The sequence below is a fragment of the Bacillus sp. LL01 genome, assembly GCF_001037965.1.
This window is the reverse complement of record NZ_LFEL01000007.1, coordinates 62,424-81,526: the sequence shown is the minus strand read 5'-3', so window position 1 is coordinate 81,526 and position 19,103 is coordinate 62,424. Positions and strand designations below refer to the sequence as shown.

The following is a 19,103-nucleotide window of genomic DNA, read 5'->3' as shown; positions in this document are numbered from 1 at the left end:
CCCTAGGAAAGCGAAGCCCAGTGCGGAAATCAACAGCGGTGTAGGAGATGTCCATTAATAGGTTAGGGAGGAATGAACATGACAATGAGGCGTAAAAAAGTATCTGTAATCGGTGGAGGATTCACAGGTGCAACTACAGCATTCTTACTTGCACAAAAAGAACTTGCAGACGTTGTACTTGTAGATATCCCACAAATGGAGAACCCTACTAAAGGTAAAGCTTTAGATATGTTAGAAGCAAGTCCTGTACAGGGATTTGATGCAAACATAACTGGCACATCCAACTATGAAGATACAGCTAATTCCGATATCGTCGTAATCACTGCAGGTATTGCTCGTAAGCCTGGTATGAGCCGTGACGATCTTGTAACTACCAACCAGAACATTATGAAAAGCGTAACAAGGGAGATTGTGAAACACTCTCCTGATTGCTATATCATCGTGTTGACCAACCCGGTAGATGCAATGACTTACACTGTATTCAAAGAGTCCGGGTTTCCAAAAAACCGAGTAATCGGCCAGTCTGGTGTACTTGATACAGCTCGCTTCCGTACATTCGTTTCCCAAGAACTTAACCTGTCAGTCAAGGATGTTACAGGATTTGTTCTAGGTGGCCACGGTGATGACATGGTTCCACTTGTCCGCTACTCCTATGCTGGTGGTATCCCACTGGAAACCTTACTTCCGAAAGATCGCCTAGATGCGATTGTGGAAAGAACGAGAAAAGGTGGAGGAGAAATCGTCAACCTTCTTGGGAACGGTAGTGCGTATTATGCTCCTGCAGCTTCCATGGTGGAAATGGTTGAAGCAATCCTTAAAGATCAACGTCGTGTACTCCCATCCATTGCATACCTCGAAGGCGAGTATGGACATGAGGGAATCTATCTTGGCGTACCGACAATTTTAGGTGCTGGTGGGATCGAGAAGATTATCGAACTAGAATTGACAGAGGAAGAAAAAGCTGCACTATCCAAATCTGTTGAATCCGTAAAAAATGTCATGAACGTCTTAACCTAATATAGAGTAGATGATTCGGGGAATTGTTTCCCCGAATTTTTACCATACTATTGTAACCGTTTTCAAAACAGAGGTTTTTTTCAATTTCATCAGGGGGTGTCTATATGTTACTTGGTAAAAAGAGAAAGCTTGGAAGAAAGCTAGCAGAAATTCAAGTGGGAGAAAAGCTGGAGTTGACGGAAAAAATAGAAGATAAAGATCTACTACTTTATCTTGGGCTGACAAACGACGCGAACCCATTGTATATACAGCACGATTACGCGTCCCAAACTCCTTTCAAAAAACCTATTGTTCCTAATATCATGCTGACTGGAATCATTACATCAGCTGTATCAAAATACTTACCCGGACCAGGAAGCCATGTTGTTGGTCAGGACATTTCATTTCCGAAACCAGTCTATCATTATGCAACTGTACAGTTCCTTTTTGAAGTGGTGGAGGTCAACGAAGATGATCACAGTATCGTATTAAGTGTCCATGGAACAAATGAAGATAACCAGACAGTTGTAAAAGGCTCCATCACAGTCTGCCCGCCACATCGTCTCGAACCGATGGAAAGCAGTGCTATGGAAAACTTTTAAAAAGGCTATTTTCGTAAACTTTGTTGCTTTTTCGAAATTTTACTACAAACGTTATAATCGTTGCTGTCGTGCTCTTTTCCTAGCTGTCCAATATAAATGGCATGCCTTATTAAAAGTAGATAAACGGTAAAAAGTCCTAATGCCGACTTTTTACTAGCAAATTAGCAACACTCTTTGAGAAAAGAGCCTTAAAAAAGAGCTGAAATCAAGCTCTTTTTTTGTTTGGGCATTTTTGCAATGCTTAAAGACTTCTATTCTTCTTTATTGTGATGAATAATGTTTACGTGTAAAATGGAAAAGTAATGATAGTTAAATAAAAAGAGTTGGCTACTGGGTGAATAAATAGGGTTTTCCAAAACAGTTGGTGGAGGAAAAAGATGAATAAAAAGGTTCTTATAGTAGATGATGAACAATCGATTGTGACATTATTACAGTACAATTTAAAGCAGGCAGGGTATGATGTTTCCGTTGCAATGGATGGAGAAGAAGGTTTGAATAAGGCTATGAAAGAGCGTTTTGATATGATTGTATTGGACCTGATGCTTCCAAAGAAAGATGGAATTGAAGTCTGTAAAGAACTGAGACAGCACAAAATTCATACACCGATTCTAATGCTCACTGCAAAAGATGATGAATTCGATAAAGTACTTGGCTTGGAACTTGGAGCGGATGACTATATGACAAAGCCATTCAGTCCTAGGGAAGTGGTCGCAAGGGTCAAAGCGATTCTCCGAAGAATGCAGCAGCATGCAGCGGTAAATGAAGTACCTAAGGAAGCAGAAGATACTTCCGAGAAACTGGTTATCGGAGAAGTGAAAATTCTTCCGGAACATTATGAAGCTTATTTCCGTAATGAACGCTTAGAGCTGACTCCAAAAGAGTTTGAGCTTCTTGTCTACTTATCCAAAAACAAAGGAAGAGTGTTGACAAGGGACCAGTTGCTAAGCGCAGTATGGAATTATGATTTTGCAGGGGATACACGAATTGTGGATGTACATATCAGCCACTTGCGTGAAAAAATAGAAACAGACACGAAAAAACCTACATATATAAAAACAATAAGAGGTCTGGGCTACAAGCTGGAGGAACCGAAGATACATGAATAGGTTCCGTTCCCGACTCCTATTTGCACTCATCACATTAATTATCGTGGTGCTTGTGTGCTTGGGATTGTTACTTGGTCAACTTTTCAAAACCTTTTATTTGAATACGTTCAACCAAAGGCTTGTAAAAGAAACGAACCTTGTGACGATGATGGTAGAAGAGGAGAGCAATATTACCCCTGATATGCAGAAACAGTTAGAAGACGTCAGTAGCACCTTATCTGCTAGAATCAGTATTACCGATAAAAACGGAATCGTCCTCTTTGATACCAATGGACATAATCCAACCGGAGCCGATTCCCATCAGGAAATTATAAGAGATACGATCCAGAACAACAAAGATCGGGATCGAATCTTTTATGAGCAGAATAATGAGCTTTACTATTATGGAAACTCCATTACAAGAGACGGAGTGCGGGATGGTTATGTCATGCTTAGCACTCCGATTGATTCTTTGCAAAGGGTGAACCAACAGATCTGGGGATTGCTTATTGCAAGTCTCGGTGCGGCTTTTGTAGTGATTTTACTGCTTGGTGTCAGAATCACTTCTCAATATACCCGGCCCATTGAATCTGCAACAAAGGTGGCAATGGAGCTGGCCAAAGGTAACTATAAGGCTAGAACCTTTGAAGAACATGTGGATGAAACAGGGATGCTTAGCCAATCCATCAATATTCTGGCAAGAAATCTTCAGGATATGACCAAAGCGCAGGAAATGCAGCAGGATAGGCTTCGCACGCTTATTGAGAGCATGGGGAGCGGATTGATATTAATTGACGGCCGCGGCTATGTGAATCTTATTAACCGGACTTATAAGGATACATTTGATGCAGATCCTTCAGAATACCTTTACCGGTTATACTATGAAGCGATCGAACATAAAGAAATCGTCACCTTGATCGAAGAGATATTCATGACCGAAGTGAATGTCCGCAAACAGCTGCTGCTGCCTCTGAAAATTGAAAGAAGGCACTTTGAAGTTTATGGAGCACCAATTATTGGAATCAATGATGAGTGGAAAGGGATTGTCCTTGTTTTCCACGATATTACGGAATTGAAAAAGCTCGAACAGATGCGTAAAGATTTTGTGGCCAATGTTTCCCATGAATTAAAAACACCGATCACATCCATTAAAGGCTTCTCGGAGACATTGCTGGATGGTGCAATGAATGACCGGGACACGTTGGAGTATTTCCTTTCCATTATTTTAAAAGAGAGTGATAGGCTACAATCCCTGATTGAGGATCTGCTCGACCTGTCAAAAATTGAAAAACAAGGTTTCAAACTGGATCCTGCCTATATCGAAATCAATGAAATTCTGGAAGAAATATTTGTGATTCTGAGAGGGAAAGCAAAAGAGAAAGAAATAGAGCTTGTTTTAGATAGACCTCAAAAGGATTTGTATTTATTTGCTGATGCCTCCAGGGTGAAACAGGTTTTCATTAATCTTATTAACAATGCCATAGCCTATACACCGGCCGATGGAGAAGTGAAGGTAAAAATGGAAGAGGTTGGAGAAGAGATAGTTATAGAGGTTTCGGATACAGGTATCGGGATGGAGAAAGATGAAATTCCGAGAATCTTCGAACGCTTTTATAGGGTGGATAAAGCGCGCAGCCGAAACTCGGGTGGAACCGGACTTGGTTTGGCTATCGTCAAGCACATCGTTGAAGCCCATCATGGAAGTATTTCTGTAGACAGTAAATTGAACACAGGCACCACTTTTACGGTAAAATTGTCTAAAGAAAACAAAGATTTACAATAGCTTTACACACCTTTCATAACACCTTAACAAACCTTTGCTAATATAATCTATGAAAACCCCTTCATCCAAGGAGCCAATTTTGGAAGAGGAGAGAGCCCACCCTGCTCTCTCCTTCTTTTTGTTCTATATAGCCCCCCGGTACCTGACCCCTAAAACAAACAATCCTTATTACTACAACACACATTGCAGGGGTACCGCTCTTTAGAAATCTTCACAAATGATGAAACTTTTTCCCCCCACCAACGTATAAATCAACGAGAACAAAAAAAGGGGAGAGTACAACATTGATAAGTTTAAAAAGCATTTATACGACCGTTTTCCTAGTGGTCCTTGCTGCGTTTATCGGGTCAGTTGCCTTGACATCCTGGTACACAGTCGATCAGTCCGAACAAGCAGTCATCATGACATTCGGAAAAGTGGAAGAGGGAATTAGTGAACCAGGGTTACATTTTAAAATGCCTTGGCCAATTCAACAAGTAGAGAAATTGTCCAAAGAGACATTCAGCTTACAATTCGGCTATGAAGAAAAAAATGGAGAAATAGTTGAATTCACCAATGATACAAAAATGATTACAGGTGACGAAAATATCGTGTTGGCGGATATGGTCGTCATGTGGAAAATAAGTGAACCGGAGAAATACTTATTTAATAGTGATGATCCGCAAGCGGTCCTGTATAATGCAACGTCCGCATCTTTAAGAAGTATTATCGGAAGCACACAGATAGATGAAGCCCTTACTTCAGGAAAAGCACAGATTGAAGTAGAGGTTTTCGATCTTCTTACATCCCTGATGGAAACATATGATATTGGTATTGCTGTCACATCTGTCAATCTTCAAGATGTGGAATTGCCGAATGCAGAAGTACGTAAAGCCTTTACAGATGTTACGGATGCAAGAGAAATGGAGAACACCAAAAACAATGAGGCGAAAAGATATCAGAACCAGCGGATGAATGAAGCCGAAGGGGAAAAAGACGCTCTCATCTCCAAGGCGGAAGGGGAAAAGGCTGCCAGAATTGAGCGTGCACGAGGAGATGTAGCGAAATTCAATTCCATATACAATGAATACGTGAACGCTCCGGAATTAACAAAGAAGCGCCTGATTTTGGAAACGATGGAAGAGGTATTACCATATGCTGAAATTTACATTATGAATGACGATGGAAATACGATGAAATACTTCCCGCTCCGAACGGAAAATCCTGCACCAAAACCACCAGCGAACCCGGAAGGAAGTGGGAACAATGAGTGATCAAAACATAATTAACTTAGAAAAGAAAAAGCCTGATGTACAATGGAAGACAATCATCCGTGGCGGAATATTCGGAGTAGTACTCCTTATAATCCTGGGAGTTATCCTGGCCAATGTGTTTGTAGTTAAAGAAGGCGAATATAAAGTGGTCAGACAGTTCGGTGAAGTGGTCAAAATTGTCGATGAACCTGGATTGAATTTAAAAACACCATTTATTCAATCCGTTACGACTGTGCCAAAATACCAAATGCTATATGATGAAGCGAGTGCAGAAATAAATACACGCGACAAAAAACGGATGCTTATCGATAACTATGTGGTATGGCGTGTGGCAGATCCTCAATTGATGATCAGCAATCTTGCAAGTCTTGTGAACGCGGAAACAAAAATGTCTGAGTTTGTATTCTCTGTTGTCAGAACGGAGCTTGGTCAATTGAACTATGATGATATTATCAATGATGAAAAATCATCAAGGGGAAGTCTGAACGATCGGGTTACAGAAAGAGTGAATGAACTATTGGCAAAGGATAATTACGGAGTTGTGGTGACGGATGTCCGGATGAGAAGAACCGACCTGCCACCGGAAAATGAAGAGTCCGTATTTACACGAATGATTTCTGAGCGTCAGTCCACTGCTCAGGAATACCTTTCACGTGGGGATGCTGACAAGAACAGAATCATGGCTAATACAGACCGTGAAGTAAGAGAGATCTTGGCAAAGGCTGAAGCTGATGCTGACACAATTGTTGGGCAAGGGGAAGGGGAAGCTGCAAAAATTTATAATGACACTTTCTCCAAGGATGCAGAATTCTATGAACTATACCGTACTCTAGAATCCTACAAAAAAACCATTGATGGAGAGACAGTCATTGTCCTGCCATCTGACTCACCATATGCAAAACTGCTAATGGGCGGAATGGAATAAAGTATATGTTATTAGATGGATTAGAGCGGAGGGCACTCGACTCCGGCGGGAGGTAGAGGGAAACGGGAGACCCCTCAGGCTTGCCGAGGCCACTGAAAAAGTACTGAATTTTAGTTCTTGGGTAAACACCGCTGTGGATTTCCGCAAATAGCTTCGCTTTCCGCGGGGCGACCTTGAGCCTCCTCGGGCTGTGCCCTGCGGGGTCTCAAGATTGTCGCTACTCCCCTGCAGGAGTCTACGCTATTTGCTCCAATCCACAGCTAGAAACCATTAAAAACAATTTGTTTTCAGTTTTTCAGTGCCCTCGGCTTGCCGAGGAGGCTTCCGTCCCTCCCCGCGGAAAGCGAGTGCCTGCAGCGAAAAGGAACGGTCAACCTTTAAAGCCAATTACAACAATCTAGAGTCTAAGACTTATAATGCCACAATTTTTGTTTCTATTCTTATCCATGATAGAATAGAGGTAGAATTGTGGCTTTTTAAAGTTGAATTTATACATACGAAAATAGATAGGTTAGAAGGAGGAGTCACACTTGGCAAACAAATTAGTATTGATTGATGGAAACTCTATTGCATACCGTGCTTTCTTCGCACTCCCGCTATTGAGTAATGAAAAAGGGATACATACCAATGCCATCTACGGGTTCACCATGATGCTTATGCGGATACTAGAAGAGGAGAAGCCTTCACATATGCTGGTGGCATTTGATGCGGGAAAGACGACTTTCCGTCATAAGACTTTCGGGGAATACAAAGGGGGTCGTCAAAAGACGCCACCTGAACTATCCGAACAATTTTCTTTCTTAAGAGAGCTTCTGGACGCCTACAATATCAAGCGCTACGAACTACCTGAATATGAAGCGGATGATATCATCGGCACACTCGCACAACAAGCTGCAAAAGATGATTTCGATGTGAAAATTATCTCCGGAGACAAAGATTTAACACAACTTGCAACAGATAAAATCACAGTTGATATCACGAAAAAAGGGATAACAGATGTGGATTCCTACACTCCTGCTTTCATAGAAGAGAAGTACGGCTTGAAAGTAGATCAAATCATTGACATGAAAGGGCTGATGGGAGATTCATCTGATAATATTCCTGGTGTGCCAGGTGTCGGGGAAAAGACTGCCATCAAGCTGTTAAAAGAATTCGGAACAATTGAAACACTTCTCGACTCGATTGATAAAGTCAGCGGTAAAAAGCTGAAGGAGAAACTTGAGGGCAATAAAGAACAGGCGATGATGAGCAAAGAGCTCGCTACCATCATGACGGAAGCTCCGGTTGAAATTACGGTGGGGGAACTGCTTTATGAAGGATACGACAAGAAGAAAGTGCTCGACATCTTCAAGGAGCTCAGTTTCAACTCCCTGTTGGACAAGCTTGGCGAGGATGGCGAGACGGTAACAGAAGATCTGGAGGATATTTCATTCGAAATACTTGAGGAGGTCAAAGAAGAGCACTTTGCCAAAGAGAACTTCTTCATGATCGAAGTATTGGATGAAAGTTACCACCGTGCAGACATCCAAGGAATTGCTCTCGTGAACGAAAAAGGGAACTACTTCATTCCGACAGACGTAGCCTTGCAATCGGAGGAGTTCGTTGCCTTTGCATCAGATTCGAAGAAAAAGAAGACGGTCTTTGATGCTAAGAGAGCAATTGTTGCATTGAAATGGAAAGGAATCGAGCTGAATGGAATCGACTTTGATTTCATTATTGCATCCTATATTGTCAACCCTTCTGACACATCTGCCGACCTTGCTGAAATTGCCCGTAAGAAAGGCTATTATCAGATTGAAACAGACGAAGCGGTCTATGGAAAGGGCGCAAAGCGTGCTATTCCGGATCAGCAGATAGTGGCTGACCATCTTGTGCGGAAAACCTTCGCCATGCAGGAAATGAAGGAATCGTTTATTCACGAATTAAAAGACAATGAGCAGCTCGAACTATTTGAAGAGCTTGAAATGCCATTAACATTGGTGCTGGCGGAAATGGAAGCACTCGGAATCAAAGTGGATAAAGCCCGTTTGGAAGAAATGGGAGCAGACTTAGGTAATAAACTGGAAGAAATCGAAGGAAAAATATTTGAACTGGCTGGTGAAAAGTTCAATATCAATTCTCCGAAGCAGTTGGGCGTCATCCTTTTTGAGAAGCTTGGGCTTCCACCAGTTAAGAAGACAAAAACAGGCTACTCCACTTCCGCAGACGTCTTGGAAAAGCTTGCTGAAAAGCATGAAGTAATTCAACAGATCTTGCATTACCGTCAATTGGGGAAATTGAAGTCCACCTATATCGAAGGGTTATTGAAGGTTATCCATGAGGATTCTCATAAGATCCACACTCGTTTTAACCAGGCACTAACGCAAACTGGACGTCTTAGCTCGATTGATCCGAACCTGCAGAACATTCCGATCCGTCTTGAGGAAGGAAGAAAGATTAGAGAGGCATTCATACCGTCACATGAAGACTGGGTTATTTTTGCAGCAGATTATTCCCAGATTGAGTTAAGAGTTCTTGCGCATATAGCAGGCGATGAAAAATTGATAGAGGCATTCAAGGAAGATGCGGATATCCATACAAAAACGGCGATGGATGTTTTCCATGTTTCCGAGGATGAGGTCACTTCCAATATGCGCCGCCAGGCAAAAGCGGTAAACTTCGGGATTGTTTATGGAATCAGTGATTACGGCCTCTCGCAAAGCCTCGGCATTACCCGGAAAGATGCCAAAACATTCATTGACCGATATCTGGAAAGCTTCCCTGGTGTGAAAGAATATATGGCAGAAAGTGTACTTGATGCGAAGGACAAAGGCTATGTGACCACGCTACTACATCGTCGCCGTTATCTGCCGGAAATTACAAGTAGTAACTTCAACCTTAGAAGTTTTGCAGAAAGAACAGCAATGAATACACCTATACAAGGAAGTGCTGCAGATATCATCAAAAAGGCGATGATTGAAATGGCCTACAGACTCGAAGAGGAAAACATGCAGGCGAAAGTACTTCTTCAAGTGCATGATGAACTTGTATTTGAAGCACCAAAAGATGAAATTGAAAAACTGAAGAAAATCGTTCCAGAGGTGATGGAGCAGGCAGTGGAATTGAAGGTTCCTCTTAAAGTGGATTACTCCTATGGCTCCACCTGGTACGATGCGAAATAAATAAAGAAAAGATTCATAAGGAAACTCAACAAAAGTAAAAAAGCAGTCAAGCTATTAGAGGATGTGTGTTACCATGCCTGAACTACCAGAGGTTGAAACCGTCAGAAAAACGCTGGTTCAGCTTGTGAAAGGCAAAAAAATCAGTGAAGTGAAAGTGTTATGGCCAAAAATGATTAAAGAACCGGATGATGCCGTTCTTTTTGAAGAGATGCTCATTGGCCAGGAAATTGTAGAAATAGGTAGAAGGGGAAAGTTCCTCCTGTTCTATCTGAATGACTATTGCATGGTGTCCCACCTCAGAATGGAAGGGAAATACGGCTTGTTCCAGAAAGCGGAGCCTACCAATAAACATACACATGTTTTCTTCCATTTCGAGGATGGAACTGAGTTGCGTTATCAGGATGTTCGAAAGTTCGGTACGCTTCACCTTTATAAAAAAGGGGAGGAGTTGGCTGCAAAATCACTTGCAAGCCTAGGACCGGAGCCTTTTGAGGACGAGTTCAACCTAGATCTGCTAAAAGAAAGACTTGCAAAAACCAACCGAAACATCAAAGCGGTGCTCCTAGATCAGACCGTTGTGGTCGGACTTGGAAACATCTATGTTGATGAGGCCTTATTCCGTGCAGGAATCCATCCGGAAAAGACGGCTAGCAGTCTGACCGAGGAAGAACTGATCGAACTGCAACGTGAAATAGTCCTTACCCTTCAGGAAGCCGTGGACAAAGGTGGAAGCACCATCCGCTCCTACGTAAACTCACAGGGACAGATCGGCATGTTCCAGCTGGAGTTGTTCGTATATGGGCGCAAAGGGGAACCATGCCGTAAATGCGGCCACGAAATCGAAAAGACGGTCGTAGCTGGCAGAGGAACCCACACCTGTCCAAATTGCCAGCCGAAATGATGCCTGTAGATGCTCGCCCCGCGGAAAGCAACATACGGAACGGAAAGCAACAGGGAGTTTATAAACACACCACACAATTAAAACATTAGCACACATCGAATGGGCTCCTGCCATATACTATCGTAGTGATAGTTAGGGAGGAGCTCTATATGATTCCATACATCTCACTTATCCTATTAGCTTTTGCAGTTAGTCTGGATAGCTTCAGTGTCGGGTTGACATATGGCCTCAGAAAAATGCATATGCCACTTAGATCTATCAGTATTATTGCGTGCTGTTCGGCCGTCTCGCTCTTGCTTGCCATGTTAGTTGGCACCATACTTATGAATTTCCTCTCTCCTGCTTTTGCAGAGACGATTGGTGGAAGCATTCTGATACTACTGGGAATTTGGGTTCTTTATCAATTCTTCCGTGCCAGTACTGCCGATGACACCACATCATTTGTGGATGAACGAATTCTATTCAATCTTGAAATTAAATCTTTGGGGGTTGTTATTAACATCCTTAGGAAGCCGACAGAAGCCGACTTTGACCGTTCCGGTTCCATCACTGGACTGGAGGCTTTTTTTCTTGGTATTGCTTTGTCCTTGGATGCATTTGGAGCAGGTATCGGGGCGGCTTTATTAGGATATTCCCCTGGGCTTATGGCAGTCTCGGTTGCAGTAATGAGTTCTCTATTTGTTATTACTGGGATAAAATTGGGAAGGGTATTCTCCACTGTATCTTGGATCAATAAATTCTCATTTTTACCTGGCGTATTACTTATTGTTATCGGTATTATTAAAATGTGAGAAAGACTAGAGGAGGCTGTTTGGTGCAGTCTCTCTTTTAAAAAGGAGGAATGGACATGCCTTTGATCATAGGTCTAACCGGTGGGATAGCCAGTGGAAAAAGCACAGTGGCCAACATGCTGCGTGACAAAAACATACCAATTGTGGACGCAGATGTAGTGGCTCGTGAGGTCGTCGAAATCGGTACAGATACATACAAAGAATTGATAAAAGAATTTGGGGAAGAAATCCTAAATGATGACAAAACGCTGAACCGACCAAAGCTCGGAAGCATTATTTTTCAAGATCAGGAAAAACGGAAAAAGCTCAATAGCATCATGCATCCTAGCATCAGGGCAAGCATGAAAGAGAAGACAAAGAAATACATAGAAGAGGGTCATAAAGTTGTAGTGATGGATATTCCATTACTTTTCGAAAGCAACCTGACCAACCTTGTTGACAAGACCCTACTCGTCTTTGTAACCGAGAAAACCCAGCTAAAGCGCTTGATGGAGCGGAACGATTTGTCCGAAAAGGAAGCAACAGACAGAATACAATCCCAGATGCCCCTTGCCGAAAAAGTAAAGCTCTCCCACGCCGTCATAGACAACAACGGCTCGCTCACCAAAACAGAACAACAACTAAATGAAATACTAGATGAATGGCAGGTTTAAGATTTTCACGAAGTTTGTTAGACCCAGTTGATTGAAGTGTAAGCCGTGAGACTCCTTGAAAATGCTAGCGCATTTTCTTCGTGCGATGAATCGCTACCGTAGCCTTCCTTGTCCTGCGGGAGGAAGGGACAGGGAAGACCCCGGAACGAAGGAGGGCGCTGAAAAACTGAAAACGAATTGTTTTTAATGGTTTCTAGCTGTGGGTTGGAGCAAATAGCGTAGACTCCTGCAGGGGAGTAGCGACAATCTTGAGACCCCGCAGGGCGCAGCCCGAGGAGGCTCAAGGTCGCCCCGCGGAAAGCGAAGCTATTTGCGGAAATCAACAGCGGTGTTTACCCAAGATCTAAAATTCAGTACTTTTTCAGTGCCCTCCAAAGAAGTGAGGAGGCTTCCGGACCGCCCGCGGAAAGCGAACGGCTGAAACGGAAATCAACAGCTTTACAAAAATAAAATTATGTTTTAAAAAAGTATTAGTGGCATATCCAAAAATAGGGATATGCCCTTTTTTTATTTTTTACATGACATCTAGAAATCAATTATGTTATACTATTTGCAGGATAACAGATTAATAAGTATAACACATATATAGAAATGGGGAATTTGCATGAAGGCAAAGGTTGCAATTAATGGGTTTGGACGAATTGGAAGAATGGTATTCAGACGTGCCATCCAAGAGGAAGGATTAAATATTGTTGCAATCAATGCTAGCTATCCAGCTGAGACGCTAGCTCACCTTATTAAGTATGACACAAATCACGGTCGCTTTGAAGCGGATGTCTACGCACAGGACGATGCCCTAGTCGTAAATGGTAAGCGCATTCAATTGGTGAATAACCGTAATCCTGAAGAGCTTCCATGGAAAGAAATGAACATTGATATTGTCATAGAAGCTACCGGGAAATTCAATTCCCGTGATAAAGCGGCACTTCATCTTCAAGCTGGTGCGAAGCGGGTTGTCTTAACTGCTCCAGGGAAAAACGAAGATGTAACAATCGTTATGGGAGTAAATGAGGAAGTACTGGATATGAATGAGCACTTTGTCATCTCGAACGCTTCTTGTACGACAAACTGCCTAGCTCCGGTTGTAAAAGTACTAGATCAGCAATTTGGCATTGAAAATGGATTGATGACAACCGTCCATGCATATACAAACGATCAAAAGAACATTGATAACCCGCATAAGGACCTTCGTCGTGCAAGAGCATGCGGACAGTCCATCATTCCTACTTCCACAGGTGCAGCAAAAGCATTATCTCTTGTGCTGCCACACTTGAAAGGGAAGTTGCATGGAATGGCTCTTCGGGTACCGACACCTAACGTATCATTGGTAGACCTTGTAGTCGACTTGAAAAAATCTGTCACAGTAGACGAAGTAAATGATGCTTTCCAAAGTGCCTCCATCGGCTCATTGGACGGAATTCTTGGGGTGACAATGGAGCCGCTTGTATCCGTCGATTTCAACACCAACCCTCACTCCGCAGTCATTGATGGATTGTCCACAATGGTAATGGGGGACACAAAGGTAAAAGTTTTGGCATGGTATGACAATGAGTGGGGATATTCTTGCCGGGTAGTGGATCTTGTCCATTTCGTAGCCGAGAAAATGATGGAAACCAACGAGGTTATGGCTGGATAATGATTGAGATGAAGTAAAAATAGAATTTCATTAAATGTAAGCGGTTAACATTCAGTGTTAACCGCTTTTTTTCCATGAGTCGAAATCTATGTTCCGTTAGAACACACTTGGAAGCAAATCTTTTAAAAGAAAAAATACATAGCTTACGAGAAAAAAAGTCAAAAATGCCTGTTGCAAATCTAATATAAAAGCATTATACTATTTTTCGTGAACTTCTTGAAACGGTTATGTGGCTACTTAAAGGGTTAGGACCTCTCTGGACTAACTTTCCCCCGTGGTAGTAATACATTAATCACTCTTTACCTTTGAGGATTTCATGTATTTTAAAAAATGAAAAGGGGGAACGTGAGATGGAAACAGTAGGTCGTCACGTTATTTCAGAATTATGGGGTTGCGATTTTGATAAATTGAATGATATGGATTACATCGAAAAGACATTTGTCGATGCGGCATTGAAGTCAGGTGCTGAAGTAAGAGAGGTTGCATTTCATAAGTTTGCACCTCAAGGGGTAAGTGGAGTAGTCATTATTTCCGAATCCCACTTAACAATCCATAGCTTCCCTGAGCACGGATATGCAAGTATCGATGTTTATACATGTGGAGAATTAGATCCTAATATTTCAGCAGATTACATTGCAACTGCATTAAACGCTCAAACACGTGAAACAATCGAGCTTCCACGTGGAATGGGACCTGTTCAAGTAAACAAAGCAAAAGCTCTTTAAAATTATAACTAAATCGATTAGAATAAAGAGAGGTGTATAGATACACCTCTTTTTGTTATACTCACAATAAATTATACATAAATAATTCACGAGTAAGGGGTTGTCAGGCTAAAGTGGGAGCAATTCAGAAGTTGAAAGGGATATTGACTAATCATTCAGAAACACGGGAAAATCATACGGATGATGAACTTCGCAGTCGATATTATAAAACTACCAATAAAAATGCGATGAAGTCGTTACAGGACCTGTTTAAAAATATGGAAGGGGTAACGGTAAAATCCGTTTCCGAGGAACACGGAGAAATTGCGGTGCAAGTGACCAAAGGCAGGAAGGCTTTTGTCATTGTTACGGTCATTTCTGTCCGACCTTTTGAAACCGCAGTCGATTTTTCAGTTACAACAGATACGAAGCTCTTGCCATTCGATTTTGGATACAGTCGTTTACTGATTAAGCAGATGTATGACCGGGTTGATAAATCGATGATCTATATTGGTTCCGGACTGAATTCGGAAAAAAAGTAGATTGGAAATGGAGTTGAAACCATCATGAAATGTCCTGCATGTCACCATAATGGAACGAAAGTATTAGATTCACGACCTGTAGAAGAGGGCCGCTCCATCAGAAGAAGAAGAGAGTGCGAATCTTGCTCATATCGTTTTACCACCTTTGAAAAAGTGGAAGAAATGCCGCTTATCGTCGTGAAAAAAGAGGGAATCCGTGAAGAATTCAGTAGAGAAAAAGTTTTGCGGGGTCTTATCCGTGCATGCGAAAAAAGACCTGTAGCCCTTAAACAGCTCGAAGACATTGTGATGGAAGTGGAAAAGGAATTAAGGAATATCGGCATTTCCGAAGTGAAAAGCGATATGGTCGGGGAAATGGTAATGGAGAGACTATCAAAAATTGATGAAGTCGCTTATGTCCGCTTTGCCTCTGTTTACCGTCAATTTAAAGATATCAATGTCTTTTTGGATGAATTAAAGGAAATCATTGAAAAGGAACGAAAATAAGTAAGGGCTTCTACTTTTAGGAACCCTAAGTGAGAGAGGAAAATCAGATGCCTCTCTTTTTCGATTATTTTATGAAAAGAAAGGTTTGGATGTTTCATGTCTGATCGCCATTGGAAAGAACTGGTCCCTGTAGATCGGTATATAGTACGTTCAAATGGAGTGCTCCAGCAGTTTGACCGGAAACTCCTTACAATGCTTTACCAGCCATTGCTGGGCTTCAGGGGGTACAGTCTTTATATGACCCTTTGGAGTGAACTGGACCAAGATCGCCTATGGGGTGGGGAGACTACCCATCATGGAATTATGACAACCATGCAATGCAATCTGAAAGATATTCACCAGGAACGGATCAAGCTTGAAGGAATCGGTCTTTTAAAGACTTGGGTTAAAGAAGAAGATCAGATTCGCACCTTCATTTATGAACTTCAGCCCCCACTCTCCCCGGAAGCCTTCTTTTCAGAGCCTATGCTGACCATCTACTTATACAATCGTCTAGGAAAAAATAAATACTCAAGTGTAAAAAAATACTTTTCCGATAAGGTGATTCCTATAGAAGAATTCCAAGAAGTGACCCGAAGCTTCAATGATGTTTTCCAATCCGTCCAATCGGAAAATATGGCCTATGCAGCCAATGAAGAAATGATGGAGGAGCTCCCCTTGCCAGAAGGGGAAGAATGGTTGGATCGAAAAACCGGGAACGAGCCAAGAGTAGAGCAAGAGGTGTTTGACTTTGATCTATTTTTTGCAGGACTCTCGGAGGTCGTCATACCGAAAAAATCTATAACGGCAAAAGTGAAGGAAGCAATTGTAAAACTGTCCTTTATCTATACCATCGATCCGATTTCCATGCGCGATCTGATTATGAATGTGATAGACGTAGATGAAAAAGTGGATCTGGAGAAACTTAGAAAGGCGGCAAGGGATTGGTATCAGCTGGAATATCAGGATACCTTGCCTGGACTTGTGGAGAAAACACAACCGATGAACTTGAGACAGTTTACGGACAAAAAGCCTGCGACTAAGGATGAGCAGTTGATTCAACAGCTGGAGAATGTATCACCTAAGCAGATGCTTACAGATCTTTCAGGTGGATCTGAACCATCCGCCTCCGATCTTCGCATTGTGGAGGATGTCATGTTCAAGCAGCAACTGACCCCTGGTGTCGTGAATGTATTGCTCTATTATGTTCTATTGAAAACAGACATGAAGCTAAACCGTAAATATGTCGAAAAGATTGCAAGCCATTGGGCGCGCAAACAGGTGAAAACCGTAGGCGAAGCCATGGAGCTCGCAAAAGAGGAGCACCGCCAGTACCAGAACTGGGCTGATACGAAACCTGCCGCCAAGGGTTCCAACGCAGGAAGCTTTTCCAAGGCCAAAACGGGCAAAGTAGTACGCAATCGCTTCGTCAGCTCAGACGGTGCTGCCACTGAATCGGAAACGGATCAGGGGCAGTCCGACAAATTCAAGGAAGTGGAAGAGGACGAAAAGCAAAAGCTGATGGAACGTCTGGCAAAAATGAAAGAGAAGAAGATAAGGCTGGATGAATAGATAGGATGGACTTAGCGAACTGCATTTCCCATTTGGGGGGATGCAGTTTTTTTCGAACAACTATAACCAAAAAAGATGTTAATACTACTGAAAAAGGGTATCGTCTACTAAAGTCTAAAAAAAAGGGGAAATACCTTTGAAAAGAGTTGCATTAATAGTAAATCCCAACGCCGGAAATAAAAAACTGATAAATTCCATCGAACAAATAGAAGAGATGCTATTAAGCAAGTTTAAGGAAGTGACCATCCATAAGACAAAAAATGAAGGGGATGGTGCAAAACTGGTGAAGAAGATGGCTGGTGACGTGGATCTCCTTATTGGTGCTGGTGGGGACGGCACCATCTATGAATTGATCAACGCTTTGGTTCCCCTTGAGAAAAGGCCTGTTTTTGCCATCATACCCGGTGGGACCTGCAATGATTTTTCAAGGACATTAGGAATTGATCAGGTTCCTATAAAGGCAGTGAAGCAGATTCTAAAACAGAACACAGAAAAAGTAGATATCGGCCGAAGCGATAATCAGTACTTCTTGAACTTTTGGGGAATTGGACTGGTTTCCAAAGTATCAGAAAACATCGACAGTGCGACAAAGCAGCTGCTCGGAAAGCTATCCTACTACATTAGTGCAGGACAGACGGTGATGGAGGAGGAACCTTTTCAATTGAAGATTGAGAGTGAAACCACTTCCTATGAAGGAGATGCCGTCATGTTGCTTATCGGTAATGGTTCCTTTCTTGGAGGCATACAGTCCTTCTTCCCATCCTCAAGTGTGCAAGATGGCGACCTGGATGTGCTGATCATCAAGCAAACCTCCATCGCCCAGCTATGGACATGGATGCAAACAAGACTTCAAAAGGAGGTTCCGGCAGAGGGGAATGACGATCTCGTCTATTTTCGTGCAAAGGAACTGAAAATAGAGGCAACCCCCAACCAGGAAATTGATACGGACGGGGAGAAGACCTCACACACACCAGCTACCGTTTCCATTCTCCCTGGTCACCTTGAAGTGATAGTAGGGAATTTTCCGTTACAATAAAAGGTGTAATAAGCGCTTGGCCTATTCGGGACAGGCGCTTATTTTTTTTGGCTCTTTTCTCAGAAATCGAATACAGCATTTTTTATTATTTATTCATTTTTCCCCCCTTGCACCCATATACATAGAATCAGGTGTACCAAAGGGGGGACAAACTTGTTTGAGATTTCCTTTCGAAATGAATCGGATGCAAGTGCCATATATGGGAGTATGATTGAAAAAAATCCTGAAAGTGATTCTATCCTTTCTTTACATAAAGAAAAAATCGTCTTGGAATCGAAGGATATTCATTTTTACCAAAACACCATTACCCCGGTGTTGAAGAAATATATTCAACGGACAAAAGAAAAAGAGTGGATTTTGCATGTACTGGAAAATACGTTTTACTTTAAAGAGGCGGAGGAACAGGAACAGATCCTCTGTATCCTGCAGTCCATCCTGCTTGGAGAAAGGTCCGATATCCCGAACCTCCCATCAATTGAACAACGCGGAAATCAGTTGGAAGAGGTAATGGAATCATTTTTTCAGAAACCCATTTCATTTTCTTTCGATTCGTTCCTTACATTCCGGTTAAAGGAGTATTTTGAAAGCCTTCAAGTCTATATTGAAGCGGCAATTGATGAATACAAGCTGGAACAGGAATACCAATCGTTCGTTCACCAGCTCCGTGACCTGCTGGAAACTACCGAATCCAAGATAGATGAATTGCATCTCGTCTATCAATACCAATTCGACTTCTATGACAAATCATTTTCTCATATTCCAAAAAGTCAGCTTATCAAATACATGAACAGGACCCACTTTAACAATTACTCCTATTACATTGATTCTGTCGTGCTGGCTCCATTGGTTTCCATCTCTCCGAAAAAGCTCTACCTCTATACCGATAATACGGAGCATCAATTGGTGGAAACGATCCGGAACATCTTTGACGAACGGGCAGTTGTTTTACCTTTTCACTATTTTGGGCATAATAAAAGTAAAATTGATTAAAGTGACTA

General features: G+C 42.1%; 17 protein-coding genes. All 17 read left to right on the top strand.

The features are described from left to right. Positions 1–78 precede the first annotated feature (78 nt). Entirely contained in the window at positions 79–1,017 is a 939-nt protein-coding gene (mdh, locus tag AB685_RS18595) for a malate dehydrogenase (protein ID WP_047972110.1), read from the top strand. Positions 1,018–1,121: 104 nt separating this feature from the next. After that, the gene (locus AB685_RS18590; protein WP_047972109.1) at positions 1,122–1,598 is read left to right on the top strand and encodes a MaoC/PaaZ C-terminal domain-containing protein; all 477 of its coding nucleotides are present in this window, start codon (positions 1,122–1,124) and stop codon (positions 1,596–1,598) included. Positions 1,599–1,975: 377 nt separating this feature from the next. Beyond that, the gene (locus AB685_RS18585) at positions 1,976–2,704 is read left to right on the top strand and encodes a response regulator transcription factor (RefSeq protein ID WP_047972108.1); all 729 of its coding nucleotides are present in this window, start codon (positions 1,976–1,978) and stop codon (positions 2,702–2,704) included. Further along, the gene (locus AB685_RS18580; protein ID WP_047972107.1) at positions 2,697–4,466 is read left to right on the top strand and encodes an ATP-binding protein; all 1,770 of its coding nucleotides are present in this window, start codon (positions 2,697–2,699) and stop codon (positions 4,464–4,466) included. Before AB685_RS18585 ends, AB685_RS18580 begins: the two co-directional genes overlap by 8 nt. Before the next feature lie 284 nt (positions 4,467–4,750). Beyond that, positions 4,751–5,719, top strand: coding sequence for an FtsH protease activity modulator HflK (hflK, locus tag AB685_RS18575; protein WP_047972106.1), 969 nt, complete (start codon positions 4,751–4,753; stop codon positions 5,717–5,719). Further along, positions 5,712–6,644 carry a protease modulator HflC gene (locus tag AB685_RS18570; RefSeq protein ID WP_047972105.1) on the top strand — a complete coding sequence of 311 codons (933 nt, stop codon included), beginning with the start codon at positions 5,712–5,714 and terminating at the stop codon, positions 6,642–6,644. The genes hflK and AB685_RS18570 overlap by 8 nt, the downstream gene beginning before the upstream one ends. A gap of 530 nt (positions 6,645–7,174) precedes the next feature. Beyond that, on the top strand, positions 7,175–9,805 hold the full coding sequence (polA, locus tag AB685_RS18565) for a DNA polymerase I (RefSeq protein WP_047972104.1): 2,631 nt from the start codon (positions 7,175–7,177) through the stop codon (positions 9,803–9,805). Positions 9,806–9,878: 73 nt separating this feature from the next. Next, on the top strand, positions 9,879–10,706 hold the full coding sequence (gene mutM / locus AB685_RS18560; protein WP_047972103.1) for a DNA-formamidopyrimidine glycosylase: 828 nt from the start codon (positions 9,879–9,881) through the stop codon (positions 10,704–10,706). Positions 10,707–10,855: 149 nt separating this feature from the next. After that, positions 10,856–11,497, top strand: coding sequence for a sporulation membrane protein YtaF (gene ytaF, locus AB685_RS18555; RefSeq protein WP_047972102.1), 642 nt, complete (start codon positions 10,856–10,858; stop codon positions 11,495–11,497). A gap of 56 nt (positions 11,498–11,553) precedes the next feature. Continuing rightward, positions 11,554–12,150 (top strand): dephospho-CoA kinase, encoded by a 597-nt coding sequence (gene coaE / locus AB685_RS18550; RefSeq protein WP_047972101.1) that lies wholly within the window; start codon positions 11,554–11,556, stop codon positions 12,148–12,150. 604 nt (positions 12,151–12,754) lie between these two features. Then, positions 12,755–13,786, top strand: a complete 1,032-nt coding sequence (locus tag AB685_RS18545) for a glyceraldehyde-3-phosphate dehydrogenase (protein WP_047972100.1) — start codon at positions 12,755–12,757, stop codon at positions 13,784–13,786. 350 nt (positions 13,787–14,136) lie between these two features. Then, on the top strand, positions 14,137–14,511 hold the full coding sequence (gene speD, locus AB685_RS18540; RefSeq protein ID WP_010195679.1) for an adenosylmethionine decarboxylase: 375 nt from the start codon (positions 14,137–14,139) through the stop codon (positions 14,509–14,511). Positions 14,512–14,624: 113 nt separating this feature from the next. Next, positions 14,625–15,032, top strand: a complete 408-nt coding sequence (locus AB685_RS18535; protein ID WP_047972099.1) for a hypothetical protein — start codon at positions 14,625–14,627, stop codon at positions 15,030–15,032. Between the two features lie 24 nt (positions 15,033–15,056). Next, positions 15,057–15,518, top strand: a complete 462-nt coding sequence (nrdR, locus tag AB685_RS18530) for a transcriptional regulator NrdR (RefSeq protein ID WP_047972098.1) — start codon at positions 15,057–15,059, stop codon at positions 15,516–15,518. Positions 15,519–15,614: 96 nt separating this feature from the next. After that, positions 15,615–17,069, top strand: a complete 1,455-nt coding sequence (locus AB685_RS18525; RefSeq protein WP_047972097.1) for a DnaD domain protein — start codon at positions 15,615–15,617, stop codon at positions 17,067–17,069. A 136-nt stretch (positions 17,070–17,205) separates the two neighbouring features. Continuing rightward, entirely contained in the window at positions 17,206–18,105 is a 900-nt protein-coding gene (locus tag AB685_RS18520) for a diacylglycerol kinase family protein (protein ID WP_047972096.1), read from the top strand. Positions 18,106–18,258: 153 nt separating this feature from the next. After that, positions 18,259–19,095 (top strand): sporulation protein YtxC, encoded by an 837-nt coding sequence (gene ytxC, locus AB685_RS18515; protein ID WP_053073882.1) that lies wholly within the window; start codon positions 18,259–18,261, stop codon positions 19,093–19,095. The last annotated feature ends 8 nt before the right edge of the window (positions 19,096–19,103 follow it).

Excerpts from the sequence above, each read along its gene's own strand:
- nrdR (WP_047972098.1), top strand. The coding sequence starts at position 15,057 with ATGAAATGTCCTGCATGTCACCATAATGGAACGAAAGTATTAGATTCA.
- AB685_RS18580 (WP_047972107.1), top strand. The coding sequence starts at position 2,697 with ATGAATAGGTTCCGTTCCCGACTCCTATTTGCACTCATCACATTAATT.
- speD (WP_010195679.1), top strand. The coding sequence starts at position 14,137 with ATGGAAACAGTAGGTCGTCACGTTATTTCAGAATTATGGGGTTGCGAT.
- AB685_RS18545 (WP_047972100.1), top strand. The coding sequence starts at position 12,755 with ATGAAGGCAAAGGTTGCAATTAATGGGTTTGGACGAATTGGAAGAATG.
- mdh (WP_047972110.1), top strand. The coding sequence starts at position 79 with ATGACAATGAGGCGTAAAAAAGTATCTGTAATCGGTGGAGGATTCACA.
- mutM (WP_047972103.1), top strand. The coding sequence starts at position 9,879 with ATGCCTGAACTACCAGAGGTTGAAACCGTCAGAAAAACGCTGGTTCAG.
- AB685_RS18585 (WP_047972108.1), top strand. The coding sequence starts at position 1,976 with ATGAATAAAAAGGTTCTTATAGTAGATGATGAACAATCGATTGTGACA.
- AB685_RS18590 (WP_047972109.1), top strand. The coding sequence starts at position 1,122 with ATGTTACTTGGTAAAAAGAGAAAGCTTGGAAGAAAGCTAGCAGAAATT.
- ytaF (WP_047972102.1), top strand. The coding sequence starts at position 10,856 with ATGATTCCATACATCTCACTTATCCTATTAGCTTTTGCAGTTAGTCTG.
- AB685_RS18570 (WP_047972105.1), top strand. The coding sequence starts at position 5,712 with ATGAGTGATCAAAACATAATTAACTTAGAAAAGAAAAAGCCTGATGTA.
- coaE (WP_047972101.1), top strand. The coding sequence starts at position 11,554 with ATGCCTTTGATCATAGGTCTAACCGGTGGGATAGCCAGTGGAAAAAGC.
- AB685_RS18525 (WP_047972097.1), top strand. The coding sequence starts at position 15,615 with ATGTCTGATCGCCATTGGAAAGAACTGGTCCCTGTAGATCGGTATATA.